The organism is Nocardia sp. NPDC047654 (genome assembly GCF_043205035.1).
Lineage (GTDB): Bacteria > Actinomycetota > Actinomycetes > Mycobacteriales > Mycobacteriaceae > Nocardia.
This window is the reverse complement of record NZ_JBIDDF010000001.1, coordinates 1,275,410-1,290,602: the sequence shown is the minus strand read 5'-3', so window position 1 is coordinate 1,290,602 and position 15,193 is coordinate 1,275,410. Positions and strand designations below refer to the sequence as shown.

Below are 15,193 nucleotides of genomic sequence, written 5' to 3'. Positions count from 1 at the left end.
GAAGCGGCCCGGCCTGTTCGGACGCCGCACCACACACGGGATCGGGGCAGAATCGAAGGATGGCAACGGCAACTTGGCACGGCCGCGTCCTGGCGACCAGCAACGACACCATCCTCATCGAGGGAAACCACTACTTCCCGCCGGACTCCATCCGGCCGGAGTTCTTCCAGCCCTCCGATACGCACACCTACTGCCCGTGGAAGGGCACCGCCAGCTACTACACGGTGGTGGTCGACGGAGACTCCAATACCGATGCCGCCTGGTACTACGCGGAGCCGAAGACCAAGGCGGCGCAGATCAAGGACTATGTCGCGTTCTGGCGCGGCGTCGAGGTGACCGAGAACTGACCGGCGGACTTTCGCTGCGAGCAATCGAGTAGCGAACTCATGATCGATGCCGGAATCCGGTCGTGCGGCCGTCCGGGCGGTGATCGATGGGCCGGGTCGGCGGCACCGCAGGCCCCATCCCGGCGACGGGCGGTAATCGGAGGAATCGGGAATACCGCCCGCGCGAAACCGATACGCTCATCCCAGGATTCAGCGCGAGTGTCTCAGCCGGGAGCATCCCATGATGAAGGCTCTGGTCACCAACGGCTTCTCGATGTCGCCTGTGGGCGCAGCGGACGAACCACCGCAGGCGGGTGTCGCGCTGCTGCGGCCCGGGGTCCTGGCTTTCGCCGGATCGATCGGTCCGACGGAGTTGCACGCGCACCACGCGGTGCAGATTGTCGCCGCGAGCACTCCGATCGTAGTGGTTGACGGCAGCGGCGTCCGCAGGCAGGGCACCCACGTCATCGTGCCGACCGACGCACCCCACCGCATCGACGTGGGCGCCGCACACGGCACGGCCGTCTACCTCGATCCCGAGACCGCCGCCGGTGCGGCGGCGGACCGCAGGGCCCATCTCAACGGCTGGGCCGACAGCACCGACACCCTGGGCATCACGGCCGGTAGCGGCGATCTGACCGCGCAGGTCACCGCCGTCGTCGACGAACTGCTGCCGCAGGACGGAGCGTCCGGCGCGGGCGAGCGGCACGCGGTGATCACGGCGGCCCTGCAACTGCTGCCCGCTCTGGTGCGCACGGGCTCGGTGCGCGGCGCGGACGTCGCTCGCCAACTCGGCATTCCGGCGCCCCGGCTCTCCCATCTGTTCACCGAGCAGATGGGAATCCCGTTGCGCCGCTACATCGTCTGGCTGCGACTGCACATCGCGCGGACCCGCGCACTGGCCGGGGACGACCTCACGACCGCCGCGCACGCCGCGGGTTTCTCCGACGGCGCGGACCTCACCCGCACCTGCCGCCGGACTTTCGGGCTGCCGCCCTCGGTACTGAGCCGCATCGACGAACCGGCCCCGGACGCGTAACTCTTCCGCCCGGCGATCGGCTCGCGCTCGCCCTACTCGCCTATCGTTCTTCCCCGTTGCGTCGGCCGATGCGACGATCCAGCAGCCGCCGCCTCGACACCGGCCCCCGACCAGCTGCTGCCGTCACCGGAGATGAGGCGGAGTGGCCCCCCGTGGGGTGCCGCCGGCGTGGTGCTGCGACGTGGCCGAGGGCAACAGGCTCGCAATAGGGGATGCCCGAGGTGGCCGGGCCGGTCGCGGGCAGGCCGCCGGTGCGTGAGGTCGGCGCGCATATCTGATCCAGGTCCTGGCAGATCACCGTCGAGCGTCTTACGAGAACCCGGATCGATCGAGGAACGGTATCGGTTGTGCGGCGGATCGGTGGAGATGCTGGGCGTCGGTGTCCCTGGCGACGCTCAGCTGCCGCATGCTGGCGGACAGAGGTCGGCCCAGCACCCCGGAGAAGGGAGATAGACGGTGGCATTGGGACGTCGTCGGCTGCTGATCGGCTTCGCCGGTGCGGGTGGCCTCGCCTTGGCCGGATGGGGGTGGACGCGAGAACTCGCGCCACCTCCCGTACCCGCCACAATCCGGTTCGATCCCGCACCCGGTGCCCACGATGTCGAAGCACGCAGTCCCGGCACGATCACCGTCACCGACGGGACGCTGCGGTCGGTCGAATGGATCGATGAAACGGGCAGATCGCTGCCGGGCGTACCGGCACCCGATCATCGCTCGTGGAGTACCGCCGAACCACTCGGCTACGGACACACCTACACCGCGAAAGCCGTGGCTCACGGTGAAACCGGCGACGTCACCGCGACCGCAACCTGCACCACGGTGGCACCGCGACAGCTCATCGATGTCTCCCTGCGCTCTGCCAATCTCGTCGATCTGGCCGAAGACGACAGCTACGGAGTAGGTTTCGTGCTCGTCGCCCACTTCGACGAACCCGTGGACCGAGCCGCCGTGGAACGCCACCTGAAGGTCATCACCCAGCCGGCCGTCGCCGGTGCGTGGTACTGGCTCGACGATCAGAACGCACACTGGCGGCCGGAGCACTATCACGCACCGGGCACCAGGATCACGATCGCGGCCGAACTCTTCGGCCGCGCGCTGGGCGATGGCCGCTACGGCGCGCGCGATCAAAGGGTTTCGGTGAATATCGGGCCCGCGCACGTCGCGATCGCCGACGACGACACCAAACAGATCGAGGTCTTCGACAACGGAAACCTGGTGCGCACCATGCCCACCTCGATGGGCATGGGCGGCACCGCGGTCGTCGGCGGCAGAGTCATGTCGTTCTGGACTCGTCCGGGCGTCTACACCGTGCTGGACCAGAATGATCCGGTGATCATGGACTCCGCCAGCTACGGCCTGCCCACCGGCTCCGCGCTCGGCTACCGCACGAGCATCAACCACGCGGTCCGCATCAGCCACGACGGAATCTTCGTGCACGAATTGGCCGCGAGCATGTGGGCCCAAGGCAACACCAACGTCTCACACGGCTGCCTGAACATCTCCCCTGCCGACGCCGCGTGGTTCTACGACTTCGTCATCCCGGGCGATGTCGTCGAGGTCCGCAACACCGGCGGCGACCCCCTCGACATCTGGCACAACGGCGATTGGAGCATCCCGTGGACCGACTGGCTCCGCGGTGGCGCCCCCGCCTGACGGCGGCCTTCACGCCACCGGACGGGACTCGACGTAATAGTCCGCCGAGATCGTCTTCAGCACCTGCCGGACCCCCACCGGCGCCCATGCCGCGGAGGGGTCGCGCCGCACCACCGGATCGGTCAGTTCGACAACGTGACCGCGGGTTTCCAGCGCGAATGTGCCCGCCGCGCTGATGTTCTTGACCCAGTCGACATTCCGGCCGTACGTCAGCGCGATCCGGTACGCGCCGTCCTGCTCGAAAACCATGACCGGGGTGCGATAGGACCGTCCCGATTTCCGGCCCTTGTGCAGCACGATGCCGAAGCCGGGGGCGCGGCCCGCGACCAGGCCCGCGGTCGGATTGGTGACATGCCGGTTGAAATTCGCCAGTGCGTGCGGAAGCACCATGGGCGGCGATCCTCTCTCCCTGTGGCGTGCGGTGTTCACGTTACCCTCGACCCCATGTCCGCTCCGCCGCATCCTGCGTCGCCCCACGCCGGAGATCCGAGGGCCGAGTCGATCGCGATCTACGACCGGGCGGGTAACCCGGTCGGCGAGGCCGAGCGGGCCACGGTCTATCGCGAGGGATTGTGGCACGCCAGCGCCGGTGTACTCCTGCGGTCCGGTGACGGCGCGCGCGTCTACGTGCACCGTCGCACCGACACCAAGCTCGTTTTCGCGGGCATGCACGATTGCCTGGCCGGTGGTGTGGTCGCGCCGGGCGAAGCGCCGCGCGAGACCGCCCTGCGCGAATTGGCCGAGGAATTGGGTGTGACGCCGGACCCCGCCGAGCTGTCCCCGGAGCCGCTGACGCGGGTCTCCTGGGACGGCGAATGGGACGGCCGGCCGATGCGATGCCACCTGTACGCGTACGAACTGCGCTACGACGGCCCCGTCCGTCACCAACCCGACGAGATCGCCGATGGATGGTGGTGGACCGACGCCGAGTTGCGCGCGCGTCTGGCCGATCCGGACTGGCCGTTCGTCCCCGACACCCGCCTGCTGATCGAGGACCTGCTGGTGAGCGCCGGGTAGCGGCAGCACGACGCCGTGATCAGCTGGGCGACGCGGCCGACCCGGCCCAAGCGGCGAACGCGCCGGGATTACGTGTCTGCAGCAGCACCCGGCCGGGGCCGGTGAAGTCGAAGACGAAGCCCTCGCCGGACTTCAACGACTGGATCGATCGACCCGAAACCGCCCGCCGGATGGTGAAGTTCATCGCCAGGTCGTAGGCGACCACATGCCCGGTGTCGATCGTGATCGGCTCGCCCGGCTGCAAGTCGATCACATCGATCGCACCGAACACGCCCACCACGATCTCGCCTTCGCCGTGCGCGCGCAGGCCGAACCCGCCTTCGCCGCCGAACAGGTTGGCGAAACCGCCCCACTTGCTCTCCACCTGCACGCCGTGCGAGTTGGCGATCCAGCCCCCGCGGCTGATGAAGAACGGCCGGTCCGGAGCGATCTGCAGATTGAGCACGTCACCGGGAAGCGCGGGCGCCACGTCGACCCAGCCGCCCTGCGGCGGCGCGGTGAACGTCGAGACGAAGAACGATTCCCCGGCCAGCACCGACCGCTTCAACCCGGCCAGGATGCCGCCCTCGGCCTTGGCCTGCAACGTGACTCCCGCCGAATGGGCCACCATGGCGCCGCTCTCGACCCGCATCGGCTCGCCACCCGCGAGGAAGCAGCGCGCGATGGCGGCGGCCGGGCTGTGGCGCAGTTGTACCTTCATGCCCGCCGACCCTACCGCTGGGGCCTGCCCCGCCGGCACGGCCGTCAGAGCAGGTCGCGCAGCGCGGCGTCGTCGCGGGCCACGGCCGCCCCGCCGTCGGCGGTCAGCACGATCGGTCGCTGGATCAGGCCCGGGTGTTCCACCAGTGCTTCGATCCAGCGGTCGCGGTCGGCCGCGGTCCGCGCCCAGCTCGCCATGCCGAGATCCTTGGCTGTCTGCTCGCCGGTGCGGGTGATGTCCCACGGCTCGGCGTCCAGCCGCCGCAGCACCTCACGCAACTCGGCGGCAGTCGGCGGCTGGTCCAGATACTTCCGCACGGTGTAGTCGACACCGGCCTCGTCCAGGAACGCGGTGGCGTTGCGGCTCTTGCTGCACCGCGGGTTGTGCCAGATCTCTGTTTGCCCGGAAGTCATACACGGAGGGTACCGAGCGCGCCCACCGCCGCCATCCGGTGCCCATTCGCGGATCTCGGACGTCGTCCCGCGAAGTGCGGCGCGTACTCCGATACTTGGAGCATGAGTGAGCACGCATCGTCCGAAAACCCTTATGGCACACCGACCACGTCCGGTCCCGAACCCATCCCGTCGTACCAGGTCCTGATGAATCGGGTCGTGCGGACGCTGCTGCGTGTGCCGGGCATATCCGGCGTCGTCGGCAAACGGCTGATGGTCCTGCACGTCGTCGGACGCAAGTCCGGGAAGGTCTACGATGTGCCGCTGGCCTACACCCGGCACGGTGACAACCTGCTGATCGGCACCGCCCTGCGTCCGTGGGTGAAGAACCTGCGGGCGGGTGATCCCGTGCGGGGTTCCTTCGGCGGCGAACCGCGCACCTTCGTCCCGGTCGTCCACACCGCCGAGGCCGACGTGCTCCGGCTCTACGAGATCGTCGCACGGGACAACAAGCAGAACGCGAAATACAACGGCATCGGCTTCAACGCCGACGGTTCCCCCTCCAAGGCCGACATCTACCAGACCTGGCAGCACGGCGGCGTGGTGGTGGAACTGACGCCGCACTGAGCGGGCGGGTCAGTTCCGGACGTAGCCGTCGGCGACGTCGAGCACTTCGTCGACGATCTCCAGGCCGGTGCGCAGTTCGTCGGCCGTCGTGGTGAGCGGCGGCGCGATCTGGAAACGGTTGCCCGCGTTGAACGGCCACAGCCCACGCGCCTTGGCCGCCGCGGTGACCGCGAGCATCGGTTCGGCGTCCGCACCCGTCGCCGCGAACGGGATCAGCGGTTCCCCACTGCGCTGATCCCGAACCAGCTCGAGCGCCCAGAAGAACCCCAGTCCACGGACCTCGCCGACGCTCGGATGGCGAGCCGCCAGCTCACGCAGGCCTTTTCCGAGCACATCGGCGCCCACCGAACGCACGTGATCCAGAATTCCCTCACGCTCGAACACCGCGATCGAAGCGACGCCGGCCGCGCAGGCCAAGGGGTGCCCCGCGTAGGTGAGGCCGCCCGGATACGTCACATGGTCGTAGCGCTGCGCGATGCGTTCGGCCATGAGTACGCCCCCGAGCGGGACATAGCCGGAGTTCACCCCTTTGGCGAAGGTGATGATGTCCGGCTCGACACCGAACGCCTGCACCGCGAACCATTCACCCACCCGGCCGAACCCGACCATCACCTCGTCGGCGATGTAGACGATGCCGAACTCGTCGCACAGTGCTCGCACGCCCGCGAGGTAACCGGGCGGCGGGACGAGTACACCGTTGGTGCCCACCACCGTCTCCAGGATCAGCCCGGCGATGTGCTGCGGACCCTCCAGCTCGATCACCTGCCGCAGGTGCGCCAGCGCGGCGGCCGTCTCCTCCTCGGGACCGGCCGTGCCCCAGGGCGATCGGTACGGGTAGGGCCCGAAGAATCGCACCACGTCGACGTTGGTCGGCTCCGCGCCCCAGCGCCGCGGTTCCCCGGTGAGGCCGATCGCCACCCCCGTACCGCCGTGGTAGGAGCGGTAGGCCGCGAGCATCTTCGTGCGCCCGGTGTAGCTTCGCGCCAGGCGCACCGCGTGTTCGACGGCCTCCGCGCCGCCCGTGGTGAACAGGATCCGGTTCAGCTCACCCGGAGCCCGCTCGACGATCAGCCGGGCCAGTTCACTGCGTACGTCGTTGGCGACGGTCGGCGAGATGGTCGCCAACCGCTGTGCCTGGGCGACGATCGCGGCGACGATGTCCGGGTGCTGGTGACCGATGTTCACGTTGACCAGCTGTGAGGAGAAGTCCAGGTAGCGCTTGCCCGTGTCGTCCCAGAAGTAGGAGCCGAACGCCCCGGTGATGGGGGCCGGGTTCAACTCGGCCTGTGCGCTCCAGGGATAGAAGACGTGATCTGACACGCTCATGGGGCGAATTCCCCCTTCGAACCTGGATAGAACAGCACATTGGCACCATAGCCCTATCGGGGCGCCTGCGCGGCTGGAGGCGCGGCATATGACGAGAACTGTCCCGCCTGTGATTCCCCACGGGTCAGGAAGCCTTCGGCCACGCCGTCCCGCATCCCGGAGCGACGGCAGGAGACATGGTCGAGCTGCCGCTCGCCCCTATGCGCCGCCATCGCCCGAACGCGGCCGGGTACTCGTTGCGTCCGGCCGAGGTTTCAGGCACACGGGAGGCGGGGCGTCTACGCTGCGGCGGTCCAAATACCTGGGCGGGTGCGATTGTTCGGCCACCTCCGGTGGCCGGTGCCCTGTCTCGGATAGGCGCGCTGCCGCCGAACCCAGCACACGAATTCCCCTTGCCTGCGGCGGCGCCACCGGCCGCGCCTGCCACCTCCGCGAGGCGGGTTCGCCGAGGATGGGACCCGGTTCCACGAGGACCTCGACGAGCTCGCCGCCGGTCCGCAGGCGCTGTGCCTGCGTGATCGCAGCGCCATCACCGCTCCCGCCGCCACCGCGTCCCCGAATACCCGCTGGCCTGCGCCGTGAGCCGGTCTTCGACCGGATGCCAGGCGCTGAGCCGGGCAGGGTCGGTGCCGGAAAACCCAGCGACACGGTAGGCGTGTCTGCTGGGGTATCGCAAGGCGGGCTGCGAGCATGAGCGCCCATGTCCGGTGCGAAGAAACCAGCCCGCCGCCGCGCCGGGCGATCTGGCGGTGACGCGGCCTGGAGCTCCCCGCGCGGTGAGGCGGCGTGGGTCGCGGCGATGCGCGCGCACATCTGGCATCGCCGATACCCCCCGTCCTCGGTGATGCAGGCGCTGGGCACACCCTGCGGTCACCCGGTACCCGCGGCGGACCTGCGGGTGTTCGCCGGGCTGGATGTCATGATGCGAGTACGCGGCTGGACCTTCCTCGGGGAATGCTCCGGCCCGGAACTCCTCACCTGGATCTACGGACCGTCCGACACCGACGAAGGCTATCTCGACCGCGGCCTGGAACCGGTCACAACGATCGCGGCCACCCTCGACCGCTCACTACCGACCGACACCGTGCACGACTGCGAAGTCGAAGTCCTGCTCGTCGGCACCCACTACAGCCAAGCCCGCCTCACCGGCCTGACCGGCCTCACCCCCCATCTCACACTCATCGAGGCCCACCGCCCCGGCGACCCCATCACCCTCCCGTTCCCCCTCGGCCGCGCCCGCACCACCGACCGCGCCGACCAACCACCTCCCATCAGTGTCGATCGATGATGCGGCAAGGCTGTGACCAGCGATAAAATCATCTACAGGTCGGGGAACCGCAGAAGATTCGATCTCGGAAGGAGATGAGATCGATGGACTACTTCGGCCTCGATCTCGGCGTCGGCCTCCACGCATTCCTCAGATGGCTGGCCGTCACGTTCGGACTCGGATACGGCCTCAGCTGAGCGATGCGCCCGCATCCTCCCCACCGGCGGCAGCAGCAGCGCTACTCCTCACCGGCGGTGGCTGCGCGTCGCCAGACACCACAAGCCCCCTCCCCGACCGCGCCCGCCACCACCAACGCGGTCGTCTTCGTGGCCGCGGCGGCGCCACAGGATTGGCCACCCGCTGTCACAACAGCCTCGTAGCCGCACCGCGCGGGTGTTGAGAATCGTTCAGTTCTCCGACACTCCCGCGTCTCGGCGCGGTGTGGTCTGTGGTCCCAGATCACCCGAGTCGGCCGTGTGCGATGAAACGTATCGAAAAGTATTGGTGTCCAACAATTCTCGTCGGATCTTTCTCCCACGGTCCACGGCATGGCCACGCCGACACACGATCTCGACAGCCCCGCACCGCTCACCCTCGACGGCAACGCCCTCGATCCGATCCCGCTCCACGATCTACAAGTACCTGCCGGAACACTCCGGCAACGCTGCCGCGGCTGAATCCGCCCTGCTGCCCAGCGCGGGTCGAGGCATGGAAACCGGCGGGACACACGCGCGAGAGGCCCCGCACTTCACAGTATGGAAATTCGGTTCGGAATGCGTTAGCGGCTCGGATGACGAGACTTGCGGACCGGGGCCCAGCCTGTCTGCGAGGGCCTCGGTTCGCCTCGACGGCCGGCTGGTCGAGAGGATCTTATGCAACGCCGAGGACTCGGCGGCATGGACTACCGCGTATGAGACTTGCCCTACGCGAGGAGATCATGAAGTGGATTCGGTTCGTTGGGGTGAATCCGTGATCGGCGTGTTCTGGGCCCCCGCAAGCCACCATCTGCCATCCTTCTCGACCAGTACGTACATGGCAATCTCGGAGAATCCGCCCGCTTCGGCGGCGAGCCTGCGGATCTGGGTCAGCACGACCCCTGGCGCGGGCGAAGTCGCGCCAACAACTTCGAAGTGTGACGGCGGCGCAACCCGGGCGTTCATCAACCGACGGTGAATGGCGTTCAATTCGGAGTAGCCGGTTACTGACGCACCATATGGACTACCCCACACCACATCTGCCGCGAAGGCAGCGTCGTAGCCGTCCGCGTCGCCTGCTGCGCCTGACTGTTGCAGCCCTTCGGCGAACCGTGAGGCCACCTCGTGAGCCGTGGTTGCTCGCGAGGAATCACCGAGAGTAGGTCGGGTTTGCATTCTGCCTTGCTCCAATCCTTCGATTATCGTCACCAAAAGATCGGTGGATCCGCGCTCAGCGGAGACTGCTGAGGAGGCCACCGTGGAAGGGGGTGAGTTCGTCGATGCGGCCGGTGAGGACCTTCGCCAGCCACTCAGGATCTCCCAGCAGGGCTCTGCCGACCGCCACGAGGTCGAACTCGTCGCGCTCCATGCGGTCGAGCAGCTCGCCGATGTTCGTGGCTTCGCCTGGTGACATCTGGGGGAACTCGTTGCTGAGGCCCACCGAGCCGACGCTGATGGCGGGTTTTCCGGAAAGCTTCTTGGCCCAGCCCGCCAAGTTCAGGTCGGAGCCCTCGAACTCGGGAAGTGGCAACCGCCGGGTGGAGCAGTGGAAGGCGTCGGCGCCGGCGTCGACCAGCAGGCCGAGCATGGTCTCCAGTTCCTGCGGCGTGTGGGCTATCCGCGCCTGGTAGTGGTTCACCTTCCACTGAGACAAACGGAAGGAGATCGGGAAGTCGCCGGAGACGCTGTCCCGGCAGGCGGCCACGATCCGGGCGGCGAAACGGGTACGGCCCACGATGTCGCCCCCGTAGGCGTCGGCGCGCCGGTTGGTGTGGGCCCACAGGAACTGGTCGATCAGATAGCCGTGGCCACCGTGGATCTCGACGCCGTCGAAGCCCAGTGCCTCGGCGGTCGCCGCTGCCGTGGCGTACGCGGCGACCACATTGTCGATATCCGCCTGGGTCATTTCTCGGCCGGAGTTCGTGCCGTCCAGGGCGATGCCGGAGGGGCCGATCCGCGGGGCGTCGGGGATCGGCGGATTGCCGACGGTGCGATCCATTCCGACGTGCCACAACTGCGGCATTATCCGGCCTCCCGCCTGATGGACCTTCTCGGCCACGGTTGACCAGCCCGCCAGAGCCTCGTCGCCGTAGAAGTGCGGGACCCGGGCGCTGTCGCCCGCCGAGTCGTGGCCGATATAGGTGCCCTCGGTGATGATCAGACCGATACCGGCGGCCGCCCGTCGGGCGTAGTACTGCGCCACGTCGTGGCCCGGCACACCTCCGGGGGAAAACTCGCGCGTCATCGGCGCCATCACGACGCGGTTGGGCAGCGTGAGGCTGCCCAAGGAGAAAGGACGGACCAGGATGTCCCTGGCACGTTCGAGGGGATTCGTGGGCATCGGTGTTCGCTTTCGATAGAGGCCGACCGTGCTGCGACGAGGGATTCCGGCCATGCGGTCGGCGGCTTGGGCGTATGGGCCGGAGTTCCGCCTCGGTCGCTGATAGGAGTCCGGGGCAGTAGTGCTCGAGGTCGCCCCAGGTCGGGGAAACCTACTGTGAGGATCTGTCGTCCGTCTTGCGCCGCGAAAGGAGCGCGGGAGTGACGGTCGTTCATCGCTGACGCGATGTCAGACGGCGTACGGGCGGACGCGTCTGGCCTCGCGCAGGGACTGCCCCCACCAGCTGAGCTGATCGAGCATTGCTTCGGCTGCGACGTCACACCCGGGGTCGGACGGCTTGCCGTCGACACCGAAGACCTCACCGTAGTTGTGGAAGCTGACGGTGTTGCGGATCGTGACCGCGTGGAGTTCGGCGAGCACGACACGAAGATGCTCAACGGCGCGCAGCCCGCCGGCTAAGCCGCCATAGGAGACGAAGCCGACGGGCTTGGCGTGCCACTGCTCGTTGTGCCAGTCGAGGGCGTTCTTGAGCGATGCGGGGAAGCTGTGGTTGTACTCGGGCGTGACGATCACGAAGGCATCAGCCTGGGCCAGCCGCGGCGACACGGCGCCCAACTGTGCCATGACCTCGTCGGAAGGAGCTTGCCCGAACGCCGGGAAAACAGTCGGCAGGGGCGTCTCGACGAGGTCGATGAGGTCGGCCGTCACGTCCTCGCGCTGGGCGATATGTCCGGCGATCCAGTCGGCGGCGACCGGACCGAACCGTCCGTCCCGGGTGCTGCCGATGATCACTGCGATGCGCAGGATTCCGGTAGTCGATTCAGCCACGAAAACCCCTCAACCATGTGTACGTTGTATCCATGAAATACAACGTACACATCGGCGTGTACCGTGTCCACACCAGTTACGATGTACACGACATCATCCGGCGGAAGGAACCCAAGCGATGGCCTCCCAGGAAAGACGGTCGGCGAGCGAGGAGAAGAACCCCGTCTCGGTGTGGGAGCGCATCGAACGGCCGACGCCTGCTCCCCGCGTGACCCTCACTCCCCCACGGATCGCCGAGGTCGCTGTCGCCATCGCAGACGCTGAGGGACTCGACGCAGTCACCATGCGCCGCCTGGCCACCGAACTCGGTGTCGCCCCCATGGCCGCCTACCGTTACGTCACCGGCAAGGACGAGCTACTCGAGCTGATGGTCGACTTCGTCTACGGGGAGCTGGCTCTGCCCGACAACAAGGACGGCTGGCGCGCGACCATACGGTCCGTCGCCCTGCGCATAAGGGAGGTCCTGCTGGCACACTCCTGGGTGACGCGGGTGGCGTGCGGCGCGCCGACCCCGAACCAGTTGGCCGTGACGGAGGCGGCCCTCGTCGCGCTCGACGGCCTGGGGTTCGATGTGGACACCGCCATGGCGGTCTACAGCACCGTCACCGCCTATGTACACGGCGCGGTCGACTCGGAGGTCAGGCTGAGTCAGATGCTCCACGTGCGCGGATGGTCCACCCGTGAGGAGGCCCGCGCGGGATTGGCCACACAGATGACCTGGCTCCTGAACACGGGCCGTTACCCGATGTACGCACGCTATATCCACGACGCCGACCGCAAGGACGACGTGCAGTGGCAGTTCGAGATCGGTCTGGACTCTGTCCTCGATGGCATCGCAGCGCGCCTGGCCATCTGAGGACCACCCGAGGATCGGTCGGCGCAGAATAGACCGAAGGCCCGCTACAGAGACACCCCCGCGGCGCCCGCAGCGCACTGGTCGGGATTTGCGGCCGGCGAAGCCAGCCACTGATAAGAAACCGACTGCCGCACATGGCATCTCAGATTGGGACGGTGCGCTGAGGGGCCAAGCGCGACTTTCGCGCCACTGGCCCAGTCTCATGGGCCGTAATACTCTGCGGTCCCCAGCGATCACCGCGTCTCGTGACCGGGGTCAGGCACCGCGCCTGTTCGATCCGGGTCTCGCGGCGCAGGCGCGGGATCATGCCTTCGCGCATGGGTCGCGCGGCGCGAGTGGTGGGTCACGTCTGAGCCTCGGCGGGCAGCGCCGCTCCTGGGTTTTCGGACACCGGGGAGGGCCCAAGCCCGAGGTGGCTTGCGAGGATGGCTATCTGGTCGGCGAATCGTTCGAGGAATTCGGGTGAGCGCGGGTCGGTGTTGCAGACGCCTTCGATGATATGCGGCAGCGTGGTGGGTGCCATCGCCGCGGCCATCAGCATGATCACCAGGCAAGCGGGGTCGACATCGCCGGGCAGACGACCGGCATGCTGCAGGTTGCGCAGCTCGTCGATGCTGTCGGCGAACAGTCCGGCGTCCGAGGGTGATTCGGCTCCGGTATCGCGGTTCCCGCGGTATTCGAGCCCGTTCCAGGCCAACAGGCGCACCCCGTCCGGATTGTGCAACGCCTCCAGCGCATAGCGGCGCAACTGCTCGGGCAACGGCGCATCCGGCGCGACCAGCACCCCGCGACGCTGCTGCCACCGTTGCGAAATCGCTTGATACAGGCCCTGTTTGCCGTCGAAGTAGTACGAGATCAGCTGCACGTTCACCCCGGCGCGAGCGGCGATCGCTCCGATCCGGGCACCGGCATACCCGTGTGCACCGAACTCGGCCATCGCCGCGTCCAGAATCAGCGCGCGCGTGCGTTCGGGATCGCGCTGCCGCTCCTGCGGCGCGGGCGACCGGCGGGGCTTGGACGCAGACATGCCACCGATCATACAACCATCGAGCACTATCAAATAACTCCTTGTCAGTTTCAAATGAATGATTGACAACAGCGGGACGCCCGGCACAATATGAAGCCACGATCCCGGTCGACAGGCGGCCGCACTCAACTAGGGAGATCGAAATGTCGGACAGCACAAGAGTTCTCATCGCAGGCGGTGGTGTCGGAGGCCTGACGCTGGCGCAGGCGCTGCACCACGGCGGAGTCGACGTGGCCGTCTACGAGCAGGACCCGACGCCGCATACGCGTAACCAGGGCTATCGCATCCACATCGACCCGTCCGGCAATGCCGCCCTGGTCGACTGCCTCACACCGCAGGTGCTGGATCTGCTGCGCCGCACCAGTGGACGCAACGGCGACCTGGTGACCTCGTTCACCACCGGGCTGCAGCGAGTGTTCGCGCAGGAATTCCCCGACATCTCCGACGCTCAGCTCACCGCGGTCGATCGCAACACCTTCCGCCGGGGGCTGCTCACCGGCCTCGACGAGATCATCGAGTTCGGGCGCACGGTATCGGGCTATCAGGTGCTCGACACCGGCCGGGTGAGGGTCGAGTTCGCCGATGGCAGCAGCGACGAGGGCGATCTACTGATCGGCGCCGACGGTGCCGGATCAGCCATCCGCCACCAACTGCTGCCCGACGCCGTGGTCGACGACTTCGGGCTGCGCTGCATCTACGGCCGGATGACCCTCACCGGCCGGTTGTCGCCCGAGGAATTCGAGCGCGGACTGTGCTGGGTATCCGCCGACAGCACCTGCGGTGCCGGATTCGGCACCGTCCGGTTCCGCACCCCCACCGACGAACGGCCCGACTACCTGATGGTCACCCTCATCGCGACCCCGCACCGTCTCGGCGTCACCGACGATGTGTTGTTCGGCATGTCGTCGGAACAGCTGTGGAAACTCTCGGCCGACACCATCGCCGACTGGCACCCCGTGATCGGCGAGATCTACGCCCGCTCCGATACCGATACGTTCTTCCCGATCACCTTCCGCATCAGCGGGCGGATACCGGCCTGGGAGCCCGGCCCGGTCACCCTGCTCGGCGACGCGATCCACACCATGCCGCCGACCGCTGGCGCGGGCGCGAACACCGCCCTGGCCGACGCCGCCACTCTGGCCGGCGAAATCCTCTCCGCCGCACGGGGTGAAAAAACACTGATCGAAGCCGTCGCCGCATACCAGGCGGTCATGCTGCCCCGCGGCCGCCAGGCCATCGACAACTCCCGGCACATGGCCGCCCGCATGTTCACCGACTGACCACAATCACGGCCAGCCGGTGAGCGTCTGTACGGCGCTCCCCTGCCCGCCGCGGTCCGGATCGCGCCGGGGATTCGACTGCGGGGTCAGAACAGGGTGGCGCGGACGCGTAGGCGAAGGAAGGGCCGGCCCCTATGACATCAGTCCCGCCCGCCACTTACGCTGAGCTGTAGTTCAGTCCGAACATGGGACCGGAAGCAGCGGTAGAGCGGCGGCGATCCCGGGTCGAAAGGCGCGGGGGGACCAAGAGCTCGCCTCGGATCACCGGCGGCCGAGTTCGGATGGCGTCGCGTACCGCCGAAGTCGGAACCCCAGCGGAG

17 protein-coding genes are annotated in these 15,193 nt (G+C 67.7%); 9 read left to right on the top strand and 8 right to left on the bottom strand.

Annotated elements, in window-relative coordinates:
* Positions 1–59: 59 nt before the first annotated feature.
* From ACGF7Y_RS06100 to ACGF7Y_RS06090, 3 genes are all read left to right on the top strand, one after another.
* Positions 60–347: a DUF427 domain-containing protein gene (locus tag ACGF7Y_RS06100; RefSeq protein WP_062972804.1), complete on the top strand. Its 288-nt coding sequence runs from the start codon at positions 60–62 to the stop codon at positions 345–347.
* 220 nt (positions 348–567) lie between these two features.
* Positions 568–1,365: a helix-turn-helix domain-containing protein gene (locus tag ACGF7Y_RS06095; RefSeq protein ID WP_393229773.1), complete on the top strand. Its 798-nt coding sequence runs from the start codon at positions 568–570 to the stop codon at positions 1,363–1,365.
* A 456-nt stretch (positions 1,366–1,821) separates the two neighbouring features.
* Entirely contained in the window at positions 1,822–3,018 is a 1,197-nt protein-coding gene (locus ACGF7Y_RS06090; protein WP_393229771.1) for an Ig-like domain-containing protein, read from the top strand.
* A gap of 9 nt (positions 3,019–3,027) precedes the next feature.
* Here the strand turns inward: ACGF7Y_RS06090 and ACGF7Y_RS06085 are convergent, their stop codons facing one another.
* Positions 3,028–3,408 (bottom strand): nitroreductase family deazaflavin-dependent oxidoreductase, encoded by a 381-nt coding sequence (locus ACGF7Y_RS06085; protein WP_393229768.1) that lies wholly within the window; start codon positions 3,406–3,408, stop codon positions 3,028–3,030.
* A 54-nt stretch (positions 3,409–3,462) separates the two neighbouring features.
* Here ACGF7Y_RS06085 and ACGF7Y_RS06080 point away from each other — a divergent pair, with 54 nt between their 5' ends.
* Positions 3,463–4,035 carry an NUDIX domain-containing protein gene (locus ACGF7Y_RS06080; RefSeq protein ID WP_393229765.1) on the top strand — a complete coding sequence of 191 codons (573 nt, stop codon included), beginning with the start codon at positions 3,463–3,465 and terminating at the stop codon, positions 4,033–4,035.
* A 19-nt stretch (positions 4,036–4,054) separates the two neighbouring features.
* Here ACGF7Y_RS06080 and ACGF7Y_RS06075 read toward each other — a convergent pair whose 3' ends face one another.
* The gene (locus ACGF7Y_RS06075) at positions 4,055–4,735 is read right to left on the bottom strand and encodes a TIGR00266 family protein (protein ID WP_040867188.1); all 681 of its coding nucleotides are present in this window, start codon (positions 4,733–4,735) and stop codon (positions 4,055–4,057) included.
* A gap of 44 nt (positions 4,736–4,779) precedes the next feature.
* Entirely contained in the window at positions 4,780–5,148 is a 369-nt protein-coding gene (locus ACGF7Y_RS06070; RefSeq protein WP_393229762.1) for an arsenate reductase family protein, read from the bottom strand.
* A 102-nt stretch (positions 5,149–5,250) separates the two neighbouring features.
* On the opposite strand from ACGF7Y_RS06070, the gene ACGF7Y_RS06065 reads away from it, so the two are divergent.
* Positions 5,251–5,754 carry a nitroreductase/quinone reductase family protein gene (locus tag ACGF7Y_RS06065; protein WP_393229760.1) on the top strand — a complete coding sequence of 168 codons (504 nt, stop codon included), beginning with the start codon at positions 5,251–5,253 and terminating at the stop codon, positions 5,752–5,754.
* Positions 5,755–5,763: 9 nt separating this feature from the next.
* On the opposite strand, the gene ACGF7Y_RS06060 is transcribed toward ACGF7Y_RS06065, so the two are convergent.
* A complete protein-coding gene (locus tag ACGF7Y_RS06060) occupies positions 5,764–7,080 on the bottom strand; it encodes an aspartate aminotransferase family protein (RefSeq protein ID WP_393229758.1) in 1,317 nt (438 codons plus the stop codon).
* A gap of 700 nt (positions 7,081–7,780) precedes the next feature.
* Between ACGF7Y_RS06060 and ACGF7Y_RS06055 the strand changes: the two genes are divergently transcribed.
* Entirely contained in the window at positions 7,781–8,368 is a 588-nt protein-coding gene (locus tag ACGF7Y_RS06055) for a hypothetical protein (RefSeq protein ID WP_393229756.1), read from the top strand.
* Positions 8,369–8,895: 527 nt separating this feature from the next.
* Positions 8,896–9,024, top strand: coding sequence for a hypothetical protein (locus ACGF7Y_RS06050; protein ID WP_393229753.1), 129 nt, complete (start codon positions 8,896–8,898; stop codon positions 9,022–9,024).
* 258 nt (positions 9,025–9,282) lie between these two features.
* Here ACGF7Y_RS06050 and ACGF7Y_RS06045 read toward each other — a convergent pair whose 3' ends face one another.
* From ACGF7Y_RS06045 to ACGF7Y_RS06035, 3 genes are all read right to left on the bottom strand, one after another.
* A complete protein-coding gene (locus ACGF7Y_RS06045; protein ID WP_393229752.1) occupies positions 9,283–9,663 on the bottom strand; it encodes a DUF4440 domain-containing protein in 381 nt (126 codons plus the stop codon).
* Between the two features lie 109 nt (positions 9,664–9,772).
* Positions 9,773–10,882 carry an NADH:flavin oxidoreductase gene (locus tag ACGF7Y_RS06040; protein ID WP_393229750.1) on the bottom strand — a complete coding sequence of 370 codons (1,110 nt, stop codon included), beginning with the start codon at positions 10,880–10,882 and terminating at the stop codon, positions 9,773–9,775.
* Between the two features lie 228 nt (positions 10,883–11,110).
* On the bottom strand, positions 11,111–11,674 hold the full coding sequence (locus ACGF7Y_RS06035) for an NADPH-dependent FMN reductase (protein WP_393229747.1): 564 nt from the start codon (positions 11,672–11,674) through the stop codon (positions 11,111–11,113).
* 154 nt (positions 11,675–11,828) lie between these two features.
* Here ACGF7Y_RS06035 and ACGF7Y_RS06030 point away from each other — a divergent pair, with 154 nt between their 5' ends.
* Positions 11,829–12,566 (top strand): TetR/AcrR family transcriptional regulator, encoded by a 738-nt coding sequence (locus tag ACGF7Y_RS06030; protein ID WP_393229744.1) that lies wholly within the window; start codon positions 11,829–11,831, stop codon positions 12,564–12,566.
* A 343-nt stretch (positions 12,567–12,909) separates the two neighbouring features.
* Here ACGF7Y_RS06030 and ACGF7Y_RS06025 read toward each other — a convergent pair whose 3' ends face one another.
* Positions 12,910–13,722, bottom strand: coding sequence for a TetR/AcrR family transcriptional regulator (locus ACGF7Y_RS06025; protein WP_393229741.1), 813 nt, complete (start codon positions 13,720–13,722; stop codon positions 12,910–12,912).
* 14 nt (positions 13,723–13,736) lie between these two features.
* Between ACGF7Y_RS06025 and ACGF7Y_RS06020 the strand changes: the two genes are divergently transcribed.
* Positions 13,737–14,873 (top strand): FAD-dependent oxidoreductase, encoded by a 1,137-nt coding sequence (locus tag ACGF7Y_RS06020; protein WP_393229739.1) that lies wholly within the window; start codon positions 13,737–13,739, stop codon positions 14,871–14,873.
* The last annotated feature ends 320 nt before the right edge of the window (positions 14,874–15,193 follow it).

Coding starts and splice junctions, on each gene's coding strand:
- ACGF7Y_RS06020 (WP_393229739.1), top strand. CDS start 13,737: ATGTCGGACAGCACAAGAGTTCTCATCGCAGGCGGTGGTGTCGGAGGC.
- ACGF7Y_RS06050 (WP_393229753.1), top strand. CDS start 8,896: ATGGCCACGCCGACACACGATCTCGACAGCCCCGCACCGCTCACCCTC.
- ACGF7Y_RS06075 (WP_040867188.1), bottom strand. CDS start 4,735: ATGAAGGTACAACTGCGCCACAGCCCGGCCGCCGCCATCGCGCGCTGC.
- ACGF7Y_RS06070 (WP_393229762.1), bottom strand. CDS start 5,148: ATGACTTCCGGGCAAACAGAGATCTGGCACAACCCGCGGTGCAGCAAG.
- ACGF7Y_RS06040 (WP_393229750.1), bottom strand. CDS start 10,882: ATGCCCACGAATCCCCTCGAACGTGCCAGGGACATCCTGGTCCGTCCT.
- ACGF7Y_RS06085 (WP_393229768.1), bottom strand. CDS start 3,408: ATGGTGCTTCCGCACGCACTGGCGAATTTCAACCGGCATGTCACCAAT.
- ACGF7Y_RS06095 (WP_393229773.1), top strand. CDS start 568: ATGATGAAGGCTCTGGTCACCAACGGCTTCTCGATGTCGCCTGTGGGC.
- ACGF7Y_RS06060 (WP_393229758.1), bottom strand. CDS start 7,080: ATGAGCGTGTCAGATCACGTCTTCTATCCCTGGAGCGCACAGGCCGAG.
- ACGF7Y_RS06100 (WP_062972804.1), top strand. CDS start 60: ATGGCAACGGCAACTTGGCACGGCCGCGTCCTGGCGACCAGCAACGAC.
- ACGF7Y_RS06030 (WP_393229744.1), top strand. CDS start 11,829: ATGGCCTCCCAGGAAAGACGGTCGGCGAGCGAGGAGAAGAACCCCGTC.
- ACGF7Y_RS06055 (WP_393229756.1), top strand. CDS start 7,781: ATGTCCGGTGCGAAGAAACCAGCCCGCCGCCGCGCCGGGCGATCTGGC.
- ACGF7Y_RS06065 (WP_393229760.1), top strand. CDS start 5,251: ATGAGTGAGCACGCATCGTCCGAAAACCCTTATGGCACACCGACCACG.
- ACGF7Y_RS06080 (WP_393229765.1), top strand. CDS start 3,463: ATGTCCGCTCCGCCGCATCCTGCGTCGCCCCACGCCGGAGATCCGAGG.